General features: G+C 73.9%; 9 protein-coding genes. All 9 read left to right on the top strand.

Annotated features, from left to right (window positions below; all coding sequences use genetic code 11):
- Positions 1 to 249: 249 nt before the first annotated feature.
- The 9 genes from ACQ5SO_RS05630 (at position 250) to ACQ5SO_RS05590 (ending at position 17788) form a co-directional block, all read left to right on the top strand.
- Positions 250 to 1920 (top strand): NAD+ synthase, encoded by a 1671-nt coding sequence (locus tag ACQ5SO_RS05630; protein WP_430940601.1) that lies wholly within the window; start codon positions 250 to 252, stop codon positions 1918 to 1920.
- Positions 1917 to 2378 (top strand): hypothetical protein, encoded by a 462-nt coding sequence (locus ACQ5SO_RS05625; protein ID WP_430940600.1) that lies wholly within the window; start codon positions 1917 to 1919, stop codon positions 2376 to 2378. The genes ACQ5SO_RS05630 and ACQ5SO_RS05625 overlap by 4 nt, the downstream gene beginning before the upstream one ends.
- A 10-nt stretch (positions 2379 to 2388) precedes the next feature.
- Positions 2389 to 2901: a hypothetical protein gene (locus tag ACQ5SO_RS05620; RefSeq protein WP_430940599.1), complete on the top strand. Its 513-nt coding sequence runs from the start codon at positions 2389 to 2391 to the stop codon at positions 2899 to 2901.
- Between the two features lie 51 nt (positions 2902 to 2952).
- Positions 2953 to 4287 carry a glutamate--tRNA ligase gene (gene gltX, locus ACQ5SO_RS05615; RefSeq protein WP_430940598.1) on the top strand — a complete coding sequence of 445 codons (1335 nt, stop codon included), beginning with the start codon at positions 2953 to 2955 and terminating at the stop codon, positions 4285 to 4287.
- 141 nt (positions 4288 to 4428) lie between these two features.
- Positions 4429 to 6495, top strand: a complete 2067-nt coding sequence (locus tag ACQ5SO_RS05610; protein WP_430940678.1) for a CHASE2 domain-containing protein — start codon at positions 4429 to 4431, stop codon at positions 6493 to 6495.
- Between the two features lie 410 nt (positions 6496 to 6905).
- Positions 6906 to 7226 (top strand): hypothetical protein, encoded by a 321-nt coding sequence (locus ACQ5SO_RS05605; RefSeq protein ID WP_430940597.1) that lies wholly within the window; start codon positions 6906 to 6908, stop codon positions 7224 to 7226.
- Between the two features lie 181 nt (positions 7227 to 7407).
- Positions 7408 to 9168 (top strand): ShlB/FhaC/HecB family hemolysin secretion/activation protein, encoded by a 1761-nt coding sequence (locus ACQ5SO_RS05600; protein ID WP_430940596.1) that lies wholly within the window; start codon positions 7408 to 7410, stop codon positions 9166 to 9168.
- Between the two features lie 14 nt (positions 9169 to 9182).
- Positions 9183 to 15224, top strand: coding sequence for a filamentous hemagglutinin N-terminal domain-containing protein (locus tag ACQ5SO_RS05595; RefSeq protein WP_430940595.1), 6042 nt, complete (start codon positions 9183 to 9185; stop codon positions 15222 to 15224).
- The gene (locus tag ACQ5SO_RS05590) at positions 15221 to 17788 is read left to right on the top strand and encodes a CHAT domain-containing protein (RefSeq protein WP_430940594.1); all 2568 of its coding nucleotides are present in this window, start codon (positions 15221 to 15223) and stop codon (positions 17786 to 17788) included. The genes ACQ5SO_RS05595 and ACQ5SO_RS05590 overlap by 4 nt, the downstream gene beginning before the upstream one ends.
- The last annotated feature ends 64 nt before the right edge of the window (positions 17789 to 17852 follow it).

Genomic DNA, 17852 nt, shown 5'->3' with positions numbered 1-17852 from the left:
CCGCAACACTTGCGTGCAAGTGTCGTTCATCGTTGCCGGATCTAATCCGTCAGGCGGATATGAACGCCGTCTTCCACGCCCCCGACACCGCGCCGCGCGCCCCGCCGGACCCCCGCCGCACCCCCGCCGGGCCCCTGCCGCCGGGGCCGCGTCGCGGGCGTTAAGGCTTGCCGGTCCCGGCCCCCCGCGCTAAGGCCGCGGCTTCGGGGCGCCGCGTCGCGCGCCCGCCGCGAAGGAGGCCGCGCCGCCATGACCGAAACGTTCCGGATCCTGCTGGGCCAGCTCGACCCCGTGGTCGGAGACGTGTCCGGCAACGCCGCCCAGGCCCGCGCCGCCTGGGAGGACGGCAAGGCGCGCGGCGCCGATCTCGTGGCGCTGCCCGAGATGTTCCTCGCCGGCTACCAGCCCCAGGACCTGATCCTCAAGCCCGCCTTCCAGGAGGCCTGCGCCGCCGCCATCGCGCAGCTGGCGAAGGACTGCGCCGACGGCCCCGCGCTCGGCATCGGCGCGCCGCTGGTCGAGGGGGGCGCGCTCTACAACGCCTGGCACGTGCTCGACGGCGGCAAGGTGATCGCGGCGGCGAAGAAGCACCACCTGCCGAATTACGGCGTGTTCGACGAAAAGCGTCTCTATACCTCCGCCGACCCGCAGGGCCCGGTCGCGGTGCGCGGCGTGCGCATCGGCATCCCGATCTGCGAGGACGCCTGGTTCCCGGACGTGGCCGAGACGCACGAGGAATCGGGCGCCGAGGTCCTGCTGGTCCCCAACGGCTCGCCCTTCGAGCGCGGCAAGATGGAGATCCGCCACCAGCACATGGTCGCCCGCGCGGTCGAGACGGGGCTGCCGGTGATCTATCTCAACCGCACCGGCGGGCAGGACGACCAGGCCTTCGACGGCGGCAGCTTCGCGGTGCAGCCCAATGGCGCGCTCGCCTTCCAGGCCCCGCCCTTCGACATCCATTCCGAGATGGTGACGCTGGAGCGCGGGGACGAGGGTTGGCGCGTGGCGCCCGGGATGCTCGCGCCGATCCCCGACGCGCCGGCGCTGAACTATCGCGCCATGGTCGAGGCGACGCGGGATTACGCGCGCAAGACCGGGTTCAAGCGGGCGCTGCTGGGCCTGTCGGGGGGCGTGGATTCGGCGCTGGTCGCCGCCATCGCCGCCGACGCGCTGGGGCCGCAGAACGTGCGCTGCATCATGCTCCCCTCGCGCTACACCTCGGCGCATTCGCTGGAGGATGCCGCGGGCGTTGCCAGGGCGCTCGGCGTCGCCTTGCATGAGCTCCCGATTTCGAACGGCGTCGAGGCTGCGGAGGCCACGCTGGCGCCGCTCTTCGAGGGCCGCGCGCCCGACATCACCGAAGAGAACATCCAGTCCCGCTTCCGCGGCCTGCTGTTGATGGCGGTGTCGAACAAGTTCGGCGAGCTGCTGCTGACCACCGGCAACAAGTCCGAGGTCGCGGTCGGCTACGCCACGCTCTATGGCGACATGAACGGCGGCTGGAACCCGATCAAGGACCTCTACAAGACCGAGGTCTTCGCGGCCTGCCGCTGGCGCAACTCGGTGCATTACGAGTGGATGCAGGGCCCGGCGGGCGAGGTGATCCCGCTCCGGGTGATCGAGAAACCGCCCTCGGCCGAGCTGCGGGAGGATCAGAAGGATTCCGATTCTCTCCCTGAATACGATGTGTTGGACGACATTCTTTACAGGCTGATCGAAGAAGATCAGTCGGTGCGGGAGATCACGGCCGCGGGCCATGACCTCGAGACGGTCGAGCGCGTCGAGCGCCTGCTGCATATCGCCGAGTACAAGCGCCACCAGTCCGCCCCGGGGCCCAAGCTGGGCAAGCGGGCCTTCTGGCTCGACCGCCGCTATCCCATCGCCAACGCCTGGCGCGACCGCTCGGGGCGGGCGGAATGACCGAGTTCCACCCCAAGCGCCTCGGGGCCCGCAACACCGCCACCTTCCAGGGGGTCGCCGCCGCCGTGCTCGTGGCGGTGGCCGCGGTGTTCCACCCCTTCATCTATGTCTTCGCCGCCGCCATGGCGCTGGGGGCGGTCATCGCGCTGCGCCGGGCGCGCGACCCGCGCCCGCTGCTGCGCGTCACCGCGGACGGCATCTGGTCGCGTGCCGGGGAAGCGCGCTGGGACCAGGTCACGGGCTACGGCCTCGCGCATTTCGGATCGCGCCGCCGCGGCAAGACCTGTTTCTGGGTCGAAACCGCGCCCGGCGGCCCGGAATTCAAGGACCTGCACGGCGACCAGATGATGGCCGACAAACACCAGCTGCGCATCCCGGCGGACGATTTCGACACCTCGAACGGCGATCCGCTCAACGCCGCCCGGGCGATCCGCCCCGACCTCGAACAGAAGCCCTGAGGGACGCGCCATGATGCACCCGGACATGATCGACCCCGACCTCGTGCCGACCGAGTTCCCGCCGAACCGCTTCAAGCTCTGGCTCGGGGCGCTGGCGCAATACGGCATCGGCCTGTTCGTGCTGTGGAAATGGGTCGAGGGCGGCGCGGGCGACGCGGTCGTCCCGGTCGCCTGCATGATCCTGTTCCTGATCGGCGGGGTCATGATCCGCGAGGCGCTGGACCCGCGCCCGCTGCTGCGGGTGACCCCGGAGGGGCTGGAGGACCGCCGCCACGGGCTGATCCGCTGGGAGGACGTGGAATACTGGCAGATCAAGAACGCCATGCTGTCCAAGTACTTCGGCTACTCGGTGAAGAAGGGGGTGAAGCCCGCGCGCGGCGTCGCCATCCTGCGGGTGCAGGGGCTGATGAACGCGCTTTCGGGGCGGCCGCAGCGGATCTGGCTCAAACACATGATGCCGCTGGGGCTGGAGCCGATGGCGCTGGCCTGCCGCCAGGTCGCGCCGGAGAAGGAACGGCCCTGATACGCCGCCTAAAGAACGCCTGACAATCCTCTGCGCAGACAGGGAAATCCCATGACGATCACCCGCTTCGCCCCGTCCCCGACCGGCCTGCTGCACCTCGGCAACCTGCGCACCGCGCTGTTCAACTGGGCGCTTGCGAGGAAGGCCGGGGGCACGTTCCTTCTGCGCCTCGACGACACCGACCCGGAGCGGTCGCGCCCCGAATTCGCCGAGGCGATCCGCGCGGACCTGGCCTGGCTCGGCCTCGCCTGGGACCGCGAGGAAACCCAGTCCGCGCGCCTCGACCGCTACGAAGCCGCCGCCGAGGCGCTGAAGGCGTCGGGGCGCCTCTATCCCTGCTGGGAGACGCCGGAGGAGCTCGACCGTCGCCGCAAGATCCAGCGCACGCAGGGCAGGCCGCCGGTCTATGACCGCGCCGCGCTGCGGCTGACCGAGGCGGAGAAGGCCGAGCTGGCGGCGCAGCGCGCCCCGCATTGGCGCTTCAAGCTCTCCCACGAACGCATTGAATGGGTTGATGGAATCCTCGGGGAGCAGTCCATCGACGCAGCCTCCGTCTCCGACCCCGTGCTGATCCGGGCGGACGGGCAGGTGCTCTATACGCTCGCCTCGGCGGTGGACGATTCCGAGATGGGCGTGACCGACGTGGTGCGCGGCGCCGACCATGTCACCAACACCGCGGCGCAGATCCAGATCATCCGCGCCCTCGGGGCCGAGCCGCCGCGCTTCGCGCATCACTCGCTGCTGACCGGGCCGGGGGGCGAGGCGCTGTCGAAACGTCTCGGCGCGCTGTCGCTGCAGGACCTGCGCGGGCAGGGGATCGAGCCGGCCGCGATCCTCTCGCTCCTCTCCCGCCTCGGTTCGGCCGACCCGGTGGAGCCGCGGCGCGACCTTGCCGAGATCGCCGCCGGCTTCGACCTCTCGCGCTTCGGCGCGGCGCCGGTGAAGCTGGATCCGGCGGATCTCGGGCCGCTGACCGCCCGGATCCTGCACGAGACGCCCTTCGCGGACGCCGCGCCGCGCCTCGCCGCCCTCGGCATCGAGGGGCCGGACGCGGCGCCGTTCTGGGCCGCGGTGCAGGGCAATCTCGGGACGCTGGCCGAGGCGGCGGAGTGGTGGGACATCGCGCAGAACGGCGCCGCGCCGGACGTGGACCATGACGACGCCGATTACGTGGCGCTCGCGCTCTCGCGCCTGCCGGACCGGCCCTGGGGCCCGGAGACCTGGAAGGACTGGACCGGCGCGCTGAAGGCCGAGACCGGGCGCAAGGGCAAGGCGCTGTTCATGCCGCTGCGCCGGGCGCTGACCGGGCGGCGGGCGGGGCCGGACATGGCCGCCTTCCTGCCGCTGATGCGCGGGCCGCTGCCGCCGCGCGGCCCGCACGGCTGAGCCCGCGCCGCGCCATGGCCCCGAACCGCATGGCATGCTTGTAAAATTTCCTGCCAGGCGGCAGCATGACCGCAAGCAGGGCGTAGCAGTCCGCCCGGCCCCCGGCGGGCCGCGGCCGGACCGGGGGAGGGGCGCTTGACCGTGACCGAGCAGGAGACCGGGCCAGCGCCGGACGGCGCCGCCGCCCCGGCGCGGCCGCGCCTGCGCCGACCGCCGCCGCGGCTCTCGGTCGGCATCCTGCTCGTCGTCGCCATCAGCGTGCTCTGCGTCTCGGCCTTCCGCGACCGCGACACGCTGCGCTATCTCGAGGCCGGGGCCAACGACACGCTGCGGGTCATCGTCTCGCCGCTCTCCGGGGCGCAGGACACGCGCATTTCCATCCTGACGATCACCGAGGACACGCTGGCGCTGTTCCCCTACCGCTCGCCCGTCGACCGCGGGTTCCTGGCGACGGTGGTGGAGCGGCTGTCGCAGGCCGGGGTGAAGGCGGTGGGGGTCGACATCCTGTTCGACCAGGCCACCGAGCCCGAGAAGGACGCGGCGCTGGCCGCGGCGCTGCGCGATTTCGACGGGCCGAAGGTGGTGGCCTGGGCCGATTCCCGCGCCGGGCTGCGCCCCAAGCAGGAGGCCTGGCTGAACGATTTCGTCGCCCGCTCCGGCGCCGATCCGGGCTTCGCCACGGTGCGCTATGACCGCGACGGCGTGGTGCGCCGCTTCGCCGTGGGGATGGAGGGGACCGAGATCCGCTCCTTGCCCGCGCGGCTGCTGGAAACCGCCGGCGGGCGGGTTCCGTTCGAGGGCGGCCTGGTGGACTGGCGGCGCGAGACGAAGGACGGCAAGCCCGCCTTCCCGGTGCTGCCGGCGCACGTGCTGCTGAACCCCAACCTGCCGCCGCAGCTTCTGAAGGGCTGGTTCGGCGGGCGCTACGTGCTGATCGGCGCGGATCTCGAGCAGACGGACCGGCACGAAACCTCGCTCGCCGTCGATCCGACGGTGACCAACCGCACCCAGCCGGGGGTGCTGCTTCATGCGCATGTGCTGGCGCAGCTGCTGGACGGGCGGGTGGTCGACAACTGGGACATGGACGGGACCAAGGGCGCGCTGGCGACCGGGTTCCTGGCGCTGATCGGCGCGGCGCTGGGGCTGCGGGGCGGCTCGGCCTGGCTGCGCGCGGCGTCCTTCGCGGCCTCGGCGGGGGCGTATCTCGCGCTCACCTGGACGCTGGCGGCGCGGGGCGGGCCGTACCTGCCGATCGCGCCGCCGATGATCGCGTTGGTGCTGGCCTTCGGCCTCGGCGGCGTGGCCGAGGCGTTCATCTCGTTCCGCGAGAAGGCGTTCATCCGCCAGGCCTTCTCGCATTACCTCGAGCCGGCGATGGTCGACCGGCTGGCCCGCGACCGCGACAGCCTCAGGCTTGGCGGCGAGCGGCGGGAAATCTCGTTCATCTTCACCGACATCGCCGGGTTCACCGAGATGTCCGAGCGGCTGGCGCCGGACGTGCTGACGGGGCTTCTGAACGAGTATTTCGACGGCATGTCGGACATTCTCGGGGCCCATGACGGGATGATCGACAAGTTCATCGGCGACGCGGTGGTGGCGCTGTTCGGGGCGGCGGCGCATGACCCGATGCATGCCGCCAACGCGGTGCGCGCGGCGGCGGCGATGGACGTCTTCGCCGAGGAGTTCCGCCGCCGCCACGCCGATCTCGGCCTCGGGGTCACCCGCATCGGGGTGCATTCGGGGGCGGCGAGCGTGGGCAATTTCGGCGGCCGCAAGCGGTTCGACTTCACCGCCATGGGCGACGCGATGAACACCGCCGCGCGGCTGGAATCGATCAACAAGACGCTGGGCACGCGGGTCGTCGTCTCCTCCGCCGCGCGGGAGGCGGCGCTGGCCCAGATCGGGGCGGGGGCCGGGACGGGGGCGGGGGCCGGGACGGGGACTGACGCGCTGCCGCCGATGCGCCGGGCGGGGCGGCTCGCGCTCAAGGGCAAGGCGGGGGCGACCCCGGCCTGGAGCCTGGCGCGGGACATGAGCGCGCGCGAGCTGTCGGATTACGCCGCCGCCTATGACGCGATGGCGGCCGGCGAGGCGGCGGCCGAGGCGCGTTTCGCGGGGCTGGTCGCGGCGCGCCCGGACGACGCGCTGGCGGCGCTGCACCTGGCGCGGCTGCGGGCCGGGGCGCGCGACGACCGGGTCGGCGCCTGAGTCGAAGACCGGCCGCGCGCGGGGGGGTGGAAGGTCGCGGAATGGAATTCCGCAGTCATCGACGCCCCCGGAAGCTGTGCGCGATTTTCCTTTTTCTTCTCGTGAATGCAGCGCGTTCGGCGCCCGGCCGCGGCGTGCGCGCCAGAGATCGCAATTATTTCACGGTTTTAAAACCCCGCGGCGGCGCGGCGGGCTCCGCCAACACAATTTCGCCCGCATTGCCCTTAAGTGTGACGGCGCGCCCATGGCCGTGCTACCATTCGTTCATCGAGAGGGGGCTCGGTCACAGACACCGTCACACAGCTCTCCGCGCGCGCCGCTGTTCGGCCGCGTCACGACTTTGGTTTTCGACAGGCCGTCCGTCACCCACGGTCGCCGCGTTCGCCCGATACCGCATGAAGGTCATCGCCATGAAACGCAGCATTTTCGCACTCGCCCTTCTCGCCGCCGCGCCCGCGGCGGCGGGGGACCTCTACGTCGTCGACTCCACCGCCGCCGCGCTGCCGGTCGGCGCCTTCGCCGCCGACACCCAGCTCGTCGCCCTCGCCGCAGGCGAGACGGTGACCCTGATCGCCGAGGACGGCTCGACCCGCGTCATCTCCGGGCCTTACAAGGGCCCGATCGCCGGCGGCGCCGCCGACACGCCGGGCGCGCTGGCCCGCATCGCCCGCGCGCGCGAAGACAGCGCGCAGGTGGTCGGCGCGATCCGCGCGCCCGCCTGGGACCAGTAAGCCGCCGCCGCCCCGCCGCCTGACCGCAGGCGGCGAGGGGGGCGCGACGGCCCGGACCCGCGCGCAGGGGGCGCGGACCGGGGACCCGTCGCAACACGCACCGCGCGGCCGATCCCGGCGGGACCGGCGGCGCAGGCCGGGGGCGGCATTGCGGTCCCCGGCGTTTTGGAAGGATGAGGGGTTGTCGATACAAGGCCGCCGGCGGGCGGTCGCGGTTCTGGGGGCCGCGATCCTCGCGCTGCAGGGCGCCGTGCCGAAGGCGGCATGGGCGCAGGAGGGCGGGTACATCGCGCCCGCCGACGCGATCAACGCGCTGCGCGACACGCGCACGCCGCAGGCCGGGCCGTTGGGCGGGCCGCCGCGGATCCCCCTCACCTCGCAGACCCCGCCCGCGGGCGCGTCCGAGATCCGCTTCGTGCTGACGGCGCTCGAGCTGTCGGGCGGCACGGTCTACGCCCCCGGGGCGCTCGCCCCCTATTACCAGGACCGCATCGGACAGGAGATCCGGCTCGACGCGCTCTACGAGATCGCGGCCGAGCTGCAGGCGCGGTATCGCGCGGACGGCTACCTGTTCAACCGCGTCATCGTTCCGGCCCAGTCGATCGAGGGCGGGCGGGCGCGGCTCGAGATGCTCGAGGCCGTGCTCGAGGAGGTGACGGTCGAGGAGCCGGCGGGCCCGCTCGGCCCGGTCAGGGCGCTGGCCGAGCGGATCGTCGCGCCGCTGCGCGGGCTGCGCAATCCGCGGCTCGACCAGATCGAGGACGTGCTGCTGCGGCTCTCGGACATTCCCGGCGTCACCCGCGCCGCCGCGGTCCCCAAGCTCGGGGCCGACGGGACCCGCGGGGCGGTGCGGCTGTTCATCAACATGGAGCGCGCGCCGCTCGACATCGTCGCCTTCGCCGACAACCGCCAGGCGCCGCTGGCCGGGCGCGGCCTCTACGGCGTGGTCGCGGCCTGGAACAGCTGGTCCGACATGGCCGACAGCACCGCGCTCTCGGTGTTCGGCTCGGGCGATTTCGACGACCCGTTCCCAGAGGATTTCACCGAGCGGTTCACGGTGCAGCTGGAGCACCAGCGCCACCTGACCGCCGGGGGCGCCGCGCTGCAGGCGCGCGCCCTCTACTCCGAAACCCGGCCGGGCGGCGAGGTGAAGGCGTTCGACATCTTCGGCAGCCAGGCCGAGCTCGAGCTGGCGCTGGTCACGCCGCTGCTGCGCTCGCGCGCGCTGTCGGTCACGGGCCGCGCCGGGGTCGAGATCGTGGAGATGGACGGCGAGCTGCCGGGGACCTCGACCGCGCCGGGGCAGGTGACGGCGAACGATTCCATCCGCGCGGTCGAGCTGGCCCTGTCGGTGGAGCAGCGCGACGCGTTCGGCGCCGCCGAGGCGGCGTTCGAGGCCCGCGCGGGCCTGCCGATCCTCGGCGCCAGTTCGGCGGGCGAGGCGGGGCTGAGCCGCTCCGACGGCGACGGAACCTTCTTCCTGGTGCGCGGCCGCGCGGCGCGCACGCTGGTGCATCCCGCCGTCGCGCCGCTGGAATTCTGGGCCGAGCTGTCGGGGCAGTGGGCCGACCGGCCGCTGCTGTCCTACGAGGAATTCGCCATCGGCGGCCCGACCCTGGGCCGCGCCTTCGACCCGACGGAATATGCCGGGGATCTCGGCGTCGGCCTGGCGGGCGAGGTCCGCATCCCGACCACGTTCGATGCGTTCGACGCGCGCATCGACGCGACGTTCTACGGCTTCGCCGACATCGCCAAGGTCCGCAACCTCGAGGGCGGCGCGCCGAGCGTCGCCACCCTGGCCTCGGCCGGCCTCGGGGTGCGCAGCGCGCTGCCCTACGGCTTCGCGCTGAACCTCGAGGCCGCCCGCCCCCTGAACCAGCCGCTCCAGCGCACGCAGTCGAAGGCGTGGCGGTTCTTCTTCAGCGCCTCGCGCGAATTCTGACGAAAGGCCGCGCCGTGTCCCGCTCCGTCCTCGTCCGCCCGGGCCCGACCCGCACCGGCGCGACCCGCGCCGCCTCCGCCCTCGCCCTCGCCGCCGCCTGCGGCTGGGGGGCGCCCGTCCTTGCGGGCCCCGATGGCGGGGTGGTGACCGGCGGGCAGGGCGTGATCGACCGGGCCGGGGACGTGACCACGATCCGGCAGGACAGCCGCCGGATCATCATCGAGTGGGACGGCTTCAACACCTCCGCGCGCGAGGTGGTGCGCTTCGAGCAGCCCGACGCGGGGTCGGTCGCGCTCAACCGCGTGACCTCGACCGACGCGACCCGGTTCGACGGCGCGCTCGAGGCGAACGGCAATGTCTGGATCATCAACCCCAACGGGGTGATGTTCGGCGCGAGCTCGCGGATCGATGTCGGGGGGCTGCTGGTCTCCTCGGTCGACATCTCGGATGACGAGGGGTTCATGGCCGGGGGCGCGGTGCGCTTCGACACGCCCGGATCCGCCGACGCGCTGATCGACCTGCAGGGCGAGATCAGCTTCGCCGAGGCCGGGCTGGCCGGGTTCGTGGCGCCCGAGATCCGGCATCGCGGGCGCATCGTCTCCCGGCTCGGCCGCGTGGTGATGGCGGGCAAGGAGAGCTTCTCGGTCGACATCTCGGGCGACGGGATGTTCGAGATGGACCTCGCCGACGCCGCCCCCGCGGCCCATGCGAAGATCATCGCCGACGGCGAGATCGCGGTGGAGGGCGGGCTGGTCGTGCTCGACGCCGCGGGGCTGCGCGACGCGGTGGACGGGACGGTCTCGGTCGGCGGCGTCGTGTCGGCCGCGTCGGCGGAAGTTTCCGGTGGTGACATCATCCTGCGCGGCGAGTCCGTCGCCGTCTCCGGCACGCTGGACGCGTCGGGGGCGCAGGGCGGGAAGATCGGCCTTGCGGGCGAGGTGATCCACGTCGCCGGGGGCGCGGCGCTGGACGCCTCGGGGCGCGACGGGGGCGGCGAGATCGCGATCGGCAAGGCCGACGGCGCCGCGTCGGCGGCGCGGATCGCGCTGGTCTCGGCCGGCGCGTCGCTGCGCGCGGATGGCGGCCTCGGCGCGGGCGGCAAGGTGGCCCTGTGGTCGACCGGGGGCACGGCGCTGCGCGGCGACGTCTTCGCCGCCGGGCGGACGGGGGGCGAGGTCTCGGTCTCCTCCGCCGGGCGGCTGCTGGTGGAAAGCGCGCCGGACGTCTCGGGGCTGATCGCGGATGGCGCGGTGCTGTTCGACCCGGCCTTCCTGAATGTCGGGCTGCTGGACACGCATGACGGCGCGCTGTCGGATTCGCAGATCCTGGCGGGCGAGGGCGCCGGGGACAGCTGGTTCATCGATGCCGGAACGCTGTCGCTGATGACCGGCGACGTGCTGCTCCAGGCCACCGACACGCTGACCATCGCCGCGGACGTGAATTTCGGCGGCGACTCCCTGGCGCTCGAGGCCGGGCGGCACATCGTGCTGGACGCCGATCTCGTCTCGGCCGGGGACCTCTCCGTCTTCGCGGGCGCGTCCATGCCCGGCGGGGTCGATGCGGCGGACGGCGCGATCCAGGTCACGGGCGCGCGCCGCCTCGCCGCCGCGGGGGCGCTGACCCTCGGGGTCGGGGAAGCGGGCGCGGTGGACGGCGCCGGGATGGCGGCGGCGGACGTGCTGCGGATCGAGAGCGGCGCGAACCTGGCGCTGCCCGACCTCGCCCTTGCGGGCGGGATCGACGTGACGGCGGGCGGCACGCTGACCCAGGCGGGCGACATCGCCGTCGCGGGCGACGCGCGCTACGAGAGCCAGGGGCGGATGCGCCTCAACCTGACCTCGGTGCATGGCGGCGCGGTGACCGCGATCTCCCACGCGGGCGGGCTCTATTTCGGCAACGGGATGAGCACGGTCGCGGGGGGGCTGACCCTTGACGGCGGCGCGTCGCTGGTGGCGGCGCGGCTCGGCGGGGTGATGACCATCGACGGGATCACCGCCGGAAGCCTGCAGCTGACCGGCGGGACGGACATCATCGCGCCGGGGGCGCTCTCGGTCGCCGGACCCGCGACGATCCAGAGCTTCGCGGGGCTGATCGACCTGTCGAACCCGGCCAACAGCTTCGGGGGCGACCTGCGGCTGGTGTCGATCCTCGGGACCCTCGACAATCGCGGCGACATCGTGCTGGCGGCGGCCGGGGACCTGAGCGTCGCGCAGGTGGTGGGCGAGGATGTCAGCATCACCGTCGGCGGCGACCTGGTGCAGACCAGCAACCTGCTGGTCAGCGGCGACGCGGTGCTCGACGTCGGCGGCGCGCTGGAGCTGACCAGCGCGGGCAACCAGTTCGAAGGCTCGCTGAGCCTGAGCACCGGGGGCGACGTGACGCTGGTCTCGGAGTCGGGGCTGGAGATCGGCGCGACCTCGGTCGCGGGGCTGTTCGTGAACGCCGACGGCGACGTGACCCAGAGCGGGACGCTGACCGTGACGGGCCCGCTGACCATCGCCTCGACCGCCGACATCCTGCTGACCGACGACGCCAACCTGCTGCTCGGCCCCCTGTCGCTGAGCGGCGACGACGTGGTGGTCCACGCGGCGAGCGATCTCGACTTCGCCTCGGTCGCGGCGCGCAACCTGGTGGTGCGCACCCCCGGGACGGCGGGCCAGTCGGGCGCGCTGGCGCTGACGGGGCTGCTGACGCTGGACACGGGCGGGGCGGCGGATTTCTCGCGGCTCGACAACCAGTTGGCCACGGTGACGGGCGGCGCCGCGGGCGGCGCGGCCCTGGGCGACGCGGACGGGTTCGCGGTGACCGGCTGGGGCGGCGACCGGCTGACGGTCGGCGGGCCGGGCGCGCGGCAGGCGGGGACGGTGTCGCTGGGCGGAGACTTCGCCGCCGGGTCCGAGACGCGCGCCGACGCGGTCGGCATCCTGGCCGAGGGCGCGCGTTTCGGGGCCGGGGGCCTCGTGGACGCCGCGGGCGACGTGAGCGGCCCGGGCGCGCTGCGCCTTGACGGCGGCGGCGCGCTGGTCGCTGGCGGGGCGGCGGATCTCGGCGGGCTTGAGGGCGACGCGGGCGTGGCGCTGACCGCGGGGGCGGCCTCGATCTCGGGCGTGGCGGTGGAGGGGCTGCTGACCCTCGCCGTCGCGGGCGATGCCGGGCTGGACCTGTCGGGCGCGCTGGACGCGACCGGGACCGTCGGCGGCGCGCTCGGGGTCTCGGGCGCGGGGGACGTGGCGCTGGCGAACCTGACGGCCGGCGCGCTCACCACGGCGGTGAGCGGCGACGGGACCTTCACCGACCTCTCCGTCGCCGGGGCGATGGACCTGTCGGGCGCCGGGATGCAGCTTTCGCGCGTCGACGCGGGGGGTGACGCGACGCTTGTTTCCACTGGTGACATGAGCCTCGACACCCTCTCCGTCGACGGGCTCGTCGCCGTGGCGACCGGGGCGCTGACCGCCTCGGGGCTGACCGCGGGCGGCGATGCGCGGCTGGCCGCGGAGACGGGCGACGCCGTGGTCGCGGACCTGCGCGCGGGGGCGCTGTCGGTCGAGGCCGGGGGCGGCGTCGACGCGCGCCGCCTGCTGGTCGATCTGGGCGCGGATTTCGCGGGGATGAGCGGCGTCGTGGTGGACGCGCTGGACGCCGGGGGCGCGCTGCGTGCGGTCAGCCGCGGCGACGCGGCGCTGACCGGGATCGCGGCGGCCTCGCTCAGCGCCGTGGCCGAGGGCGCGCTGGCGGCGCAGAACGTGCGGATCGCGGTCGGCGGCGCGCCGGGCGCCGCGGCGGCCGGGGGCGGCGCCAAGGGCGGGACCGTCGGGGCGCTGATCGGCGGGCCCAGCGCCTCGCCCGTGCTGCCGCCCGAGGCGGCGGCGGGCACGGCGGTGCTGACCTCGGGCGGGGCGATGGTCATCGCCGACCTGCAGACCGCCGGGGCCCCGGGCGGCGGGGCGCTGCGCGCCTCGGCCGGGGCGGGGATGACGGTGACGGACGCCGCGCTGGGGGGGAGCTTCGACGCCGCGACGACCGGGGGCGACGTGGCGCTGACCCGGGTGGCCGTGGACGGCGCCGCGACGGTCGAGGCCGCGGCGGAGCTGCGCGCCGAGGCGGTGTCGTCGACCGGGGACATGAGCCTCGGGGCAGGGGATGACCTGCGGATCGCGGGCGCGACGGTCGGCGGGGCGCTGAGCGGGACCGCCGGGGGCGACATCCTGGCCGCAGAGCCCCAGGGAAGCGTCATCCCCGCCGCCGGGGCCTCCGCGGGCGCGGCGCGGATCGACGTCGCGGGCGACACGGAGCTGGCCGCCGGGGGCGCGGTGCGTCTACCGGGGCCGACCGGCGCCGACGCGCACCGGTTCGGCGGCACGCTGGGGATCGACGCGGGCGGACCCATCGCGGTCGCCGCCGCGGGGGACCTGGCGCTGGCCGACATCGCCACGCCCGCCTCGGCGCGCATCGAGGCGACGGGCGCGCTGACCCAGGACGCGGGCACGGCTGTCGTCATCGGCGGCGATCTGCGCCTGTCCGCGGGTGAAATCTATCTTTCCAATGGCAACATCGTGGGCGGAGCGGTCTCGGCCTTCAGCGGCGGCGATTTCCACTGGAGCGAGCGCGGCTCGATCCTGCTTGCGGACGTGACCGCGGGCGGGAATGCGCGGCTCCAGGCGGGCGCGGACGGCGCCGTGGGCGACGCCGCCATCCGCCAGGGCGGCACGGCCGTGGTCGCCGCGCTGGCGATGACCGAAGGCGCGCCCGAGACCGGGACGCAGGCGTTCTCGGGCCCGCTGGACGTGACCGGCGATCTCGACCTGTCCTCGGGCTGGGCGCAGGGCGCGCCGCTGGCCGGCGCGTTCGGCGAGGTCCCGGGATCGGAGGCCGAGTTCGACCGCGACGTGGTGCTGGATGACGGACGCAACCATGTCGGCGGCGCGCTCTCGGCCCGCCGCATCGCCGGATCGCTCGAGGTGACCGAGGAAGCCGCGGCGGGCTACACCGCGCGGGACGAGACCGACGGCGGCGCGCTGCACATCCGCCAGGTCGAGGTGCTGGGCGACATCGCGCTGGCCACCTCGGACGACGTGATCTTCGACGGGCGCATGACCGCGCTGGGTGACGAGACGATCCCCGAGACCGGCCCGGGCCTGCCGGGGCGCGAAGACCCGGTCCTGCAGGGCGCCGAGGCGGTGGCCGAGGCCGACCTGCGCCTGTTCCTTTCGGACGGCGCGACGCTGACGGTCGACGCGACCGCGGGCGGGGCGGACCCGTCGGGCGGCCTGATCCGCTTCGACCGCGCCGTGGACGGCGCCAATGACCTGCCCGCCGACCGGGACCCGGCGACGGTGGGCGACCGCGCCGGGGGCGGATCGGTGGTGCTGAAGGCCGGGGCGGGCGACATCCGCGTGCGCGACTACTGGGGCGCGGCCGGGCCGCTGGGGGACGTGACCATCGTCTCGGCCCGCAATGTCAGCTTCGGGCACACCTATGCCGCGCGCGACCCGGACGCGGACAGCCCGGCGACGCGGTTCCTTTATGGGGGCGGCGAGGCGCTGTCGGACTATCTCTTCGCCGACGACCTGGTGATCGACGCCTCGGGCGACGTGGTCGGCTTCGCCCCCGACGCGCTGTTCGCAAGCTTCGAGGCCGACGACGCCTATTTCGGCGTCAACGTCGCCAGTTTCACCTATGGCGGGACGACGGCCCCCGAATTCCTGTCGATCTTCGGCTTCATCGGCGGCTCGGGCGCCAAGGCCGCGGGGCTGTTCCCCAGCGGTCCGCGCGCGCCGGTCTACAACCTCAACGGCTGCGTGATCGGCGACATCGTGGATTGCACCGGCGCCGCCGCGCCGCGGGTGCTGACCACGCTGCGGGTCGAACGCGCGCAGATCCTGAACGTCGAGCGCGAGGACCTGTTCGAGCTCTTCGTCTCCTACGGCAACGAGGAGCTCTGGGGCGTGCCCTCGGGCTATCTCGACGATCTCGACGCCGTCGACCTCGCGCGCCGAGAGCGCGAGGAGGAGGAGGAAGAAGACGGGGCCGACGCCGAAACGGAGGGCGGGGAATGACACGCTTCAAGCGGCTCGCCGCGCCGATCCTCGCGCTCGCCGCGCTGGCGGGCTGCGCCGGGCAGGGGACGCAGCTCTCGGCCTCGGGCGGGGTATGCCGACAGGTGGCCGAGACCCTGCTGCGCGGCCAGCGCGCCAGCTTCGGGCTGCGCTTCCAGGCGGCCGAGGACGCGTTCTCGGAACTGCTGGGGCTCTATGATCTCGATCCCGACGCCGTGGCCTGCCCGCGCGCGCCCTCGCGCCCCTTCATCCTGATGAACCAGGCGCTGGCGCATTCGAGCCAGGAGCGTTTCGTGACCGCGGACGGTCTGTTCGACCGGGCCGAGACGCTGCTCGACGCGCCGGGCATGGACCCGCAGGAAAGCGCCCGCGACCGGGCGCTGCTCAGCGCCTACCGCGCGCAGGACCAGCTCAACCGCTCGATCCTCGAGGGCGCCCGCAGCTTCGTCGAGGTGGCGGCGGAGCGGCTCGAGCGCAGCTCGGGCGGCGCGCAGCTGGCGCTCTCGGCCGCCGGGGCGCAGTCGGCGCTCGGCGGCGGGGTGGAGAACCAGCGCAGCCTGATCGAGGAGGCGTCGAACCAGCACACGCTCGCGCATATCCGCCTGCTCGAGGGCGACGCGGCGGGGGCCGAACGCGCGATCAACCGCGCGCTCGACGTGATCTCGGTGGCCCCGCGCACCGCCGCCGCCTACCGGCCCCGGTTCCTGTCGCAGCGCAGCCTGGTGAAGCTCGAACAGGGCGATTACGAGGCCGCGCGGCGCGACGCCGCCTCGGCCGGGGACCAGTTCGCGGCGCTGCTGCCGGACACCCCGCTCGAGGCGCTGGCGCGGCTGCGCGAGGGGCGCGCGCTGACCGCGCTGGGGCGCGGGGACGCGGCGCTGGCCGCCTATGAGCGCGCCTTCCACGTCTACGAGGAGAACCCGGTGATCGTGGATTACCGGACCATCTGGCCGTTCTTCCGCCTCGCGCTCGCGATCTCCGAAGACCAGCCGGAGCGGCGGCGCGAGATGGGGGCCCGCATCTTCCGCGCGGCGCAGATCATCCGCCAGTCGATCACCGCGCGCACCGTGGCGGGCGCCGCGGCGCTGCTGGGGCAGGGCGACGGCGAGGCGGCCCGGGCGGTGCGCGCCTGGCAGGCGGCGTCCGAGCGGTACTCCAACCTCAAGGCGCTGCAGGTGCTGCAGCTGCGCGACCCGCTCTCCCAGGCCGACCAGGCCCGGGCGCTGGCCGAGGAGGTGGCGGCGGCGCGCGAGGAGGTCGAGGCGCTGCGCGCGGCGCGCGACCGGATCGCGCCGGAATACCAGTCGGCGATCTCGGCCCCGGTGTCGCTTGAAGAACTCCAGGCCCAGCTCGCGCCCGGCGAGGCGATGGTGCAGGTGCTGGCCGGCGCGCCGCGCAGCTTCCTGCTGATCATCGACCGCGAGGAGGTGACCTTCCGCCCCGTCGCGGTGACCGGCGACCAGATCGCGGTTCTGGTGCAGATCCTGCGCGGCGGGCTGACGGCCAAGGCGGGGGCGCCTGCGCCGGTGTTCCCGGCGCCGCTGTCGCACCAGATGTTCCGCCTGCTGTTCCAGGCCGACAAGGAGCGGCTGCTGGCCTATGACCGCCTCGTCTTCGCCACCACCGGCGCGCTGCAATCGCTGCCGCTGGACGTACTGCTGACGGAACCCCCGCGCGAGGGCTGGCAGCAGCTGCGGCCCCAGGCGCTCGACTGGCTCGGGGACAGCGTGTCGATTTCCTACGTGCCTTCCCCGCGCAACCTCGTGGACATCCGCCGCGGGGCGGGCGACAGCCGGGCGCAGAAGATGGTCGCCTCCTGGGGCGATTTCCGCGACGGGGTGGACCCGGACAAGGTGCTGCGCGTCTCGGGGCTGCCGGACACCTGCCGGCGGCTGGCCGAGGCGGTGGACCGGGTCGGCGCGCTGCCGGGCACCGGGGCCGAGGCGCGGGCGATCGCCACCATGTTCGGCGACGCGGCGAAGCTGGAGACGGGCGAGGCCTTCACGCAGGAGGCGCTGGAGGCGGCCTCGGCCGAGGGCGCGCTGGCGGATTTCAAGGTCCTGCATTTCGCCACCCACGGCATCCTCTGGCCCACGCCGGACTGCTTCACCGAACCCGCGCTGACCGTCACCGCCACCGATGGCGAACAGTCGGACGGGCTGCTGTCCTCGTCCGAGATCCGCGGGCTGCAGATGGATGCGCAGCTGGTGGTCCTGTCGGCCTGCAACACCGCCTCGGGCTACCTGGTGAGCGCCTCGGCCTCGGCCAATGGCGCGGTGCGGTCCCGCGGGATCAGCGGCGCGGGGGGCGAGAGCCTGTCGGGCCTCGCGCGCGCCTTCTTCTCGGCCGGGGCGCGGGCGGTGCTGGCGACCCACTGGCCCGTGGCGGACGAGGAGACGACGGCGCTGATGGTCGATTTCTTCCGCGAGCTGCGGGACGAGGGGCTGACCCTGTCCGAGGCCCTGCAGGAGGCGCAGCGGCGGATGCGGCGCGATCCGCGCTCGTCCCACCCGGTGTTCTGGGCGCCCTTCGTGCTGATCGGCGACGCCTCGACCACGCTGTGATCTTTTCCGCGGGGCGGGGGCGCCTTCGGGGGGCAGGGGGCTGGTCCCGGGCCCCCCGCGCCGC

This window comes from Rhodovulum sp. DZ06, from assembly GCF_050586345.1.
GTDB lineage: Bacteria > Pseudomonadota > Alphaproteobacteria > Rhodobacterales > Rhodobacteraceae > JBOCEF01.
The sequence above is the reverse complement of the archived record's forward strand: the minus strand, read 5'-3'. Positions and strand labels throughout refer to the sequence as shown.

Coding starts and splice junctions, on each gene's coding strand:
- ACQ5SO_RS05590 (WP_430940594.1), top strand. CDS start 15,221: ATGACACGCTTCAAGCGGCTCGCCGCGCCGATCCTCGCGCTCGCCGCG.
- ACQ5SO_RS05625 (WP_430940600.1), top strand. CDS start 1,917: ATGACCGAGTTCCACCCCAAGCGCCTCGGGGCCCGCAACACCGCCACC.
- ACQ5SO_RS05630 (WP_430940601.1), top strand. CDS start 250: ATGACCGAAACGTTCCGGATCCTGCTGGGCCAGCTCGACCCCGTGGTC.
- gltX (WP_430940598.1), top strand. CDS start 2,953: ATGACGATCACCCGCTTCGCCCCGTCCCCGACCGGCCTGCTGCACCTC.
- ACQ5SO_RS05620 (WP_430940599.1), top strand. CDS start 2,389: ATGATGCACCCGGACATGATCGACCCCGACCTCGTGCCGACCGAGTTC.
- ACQ5SO_RS05605 (WP_430940597.1), top strand. CDS start 6,906: ATGAAACGCAGCATTTTCGCACTCGCCCTTCTCGCCGCCGCGCCCGCG.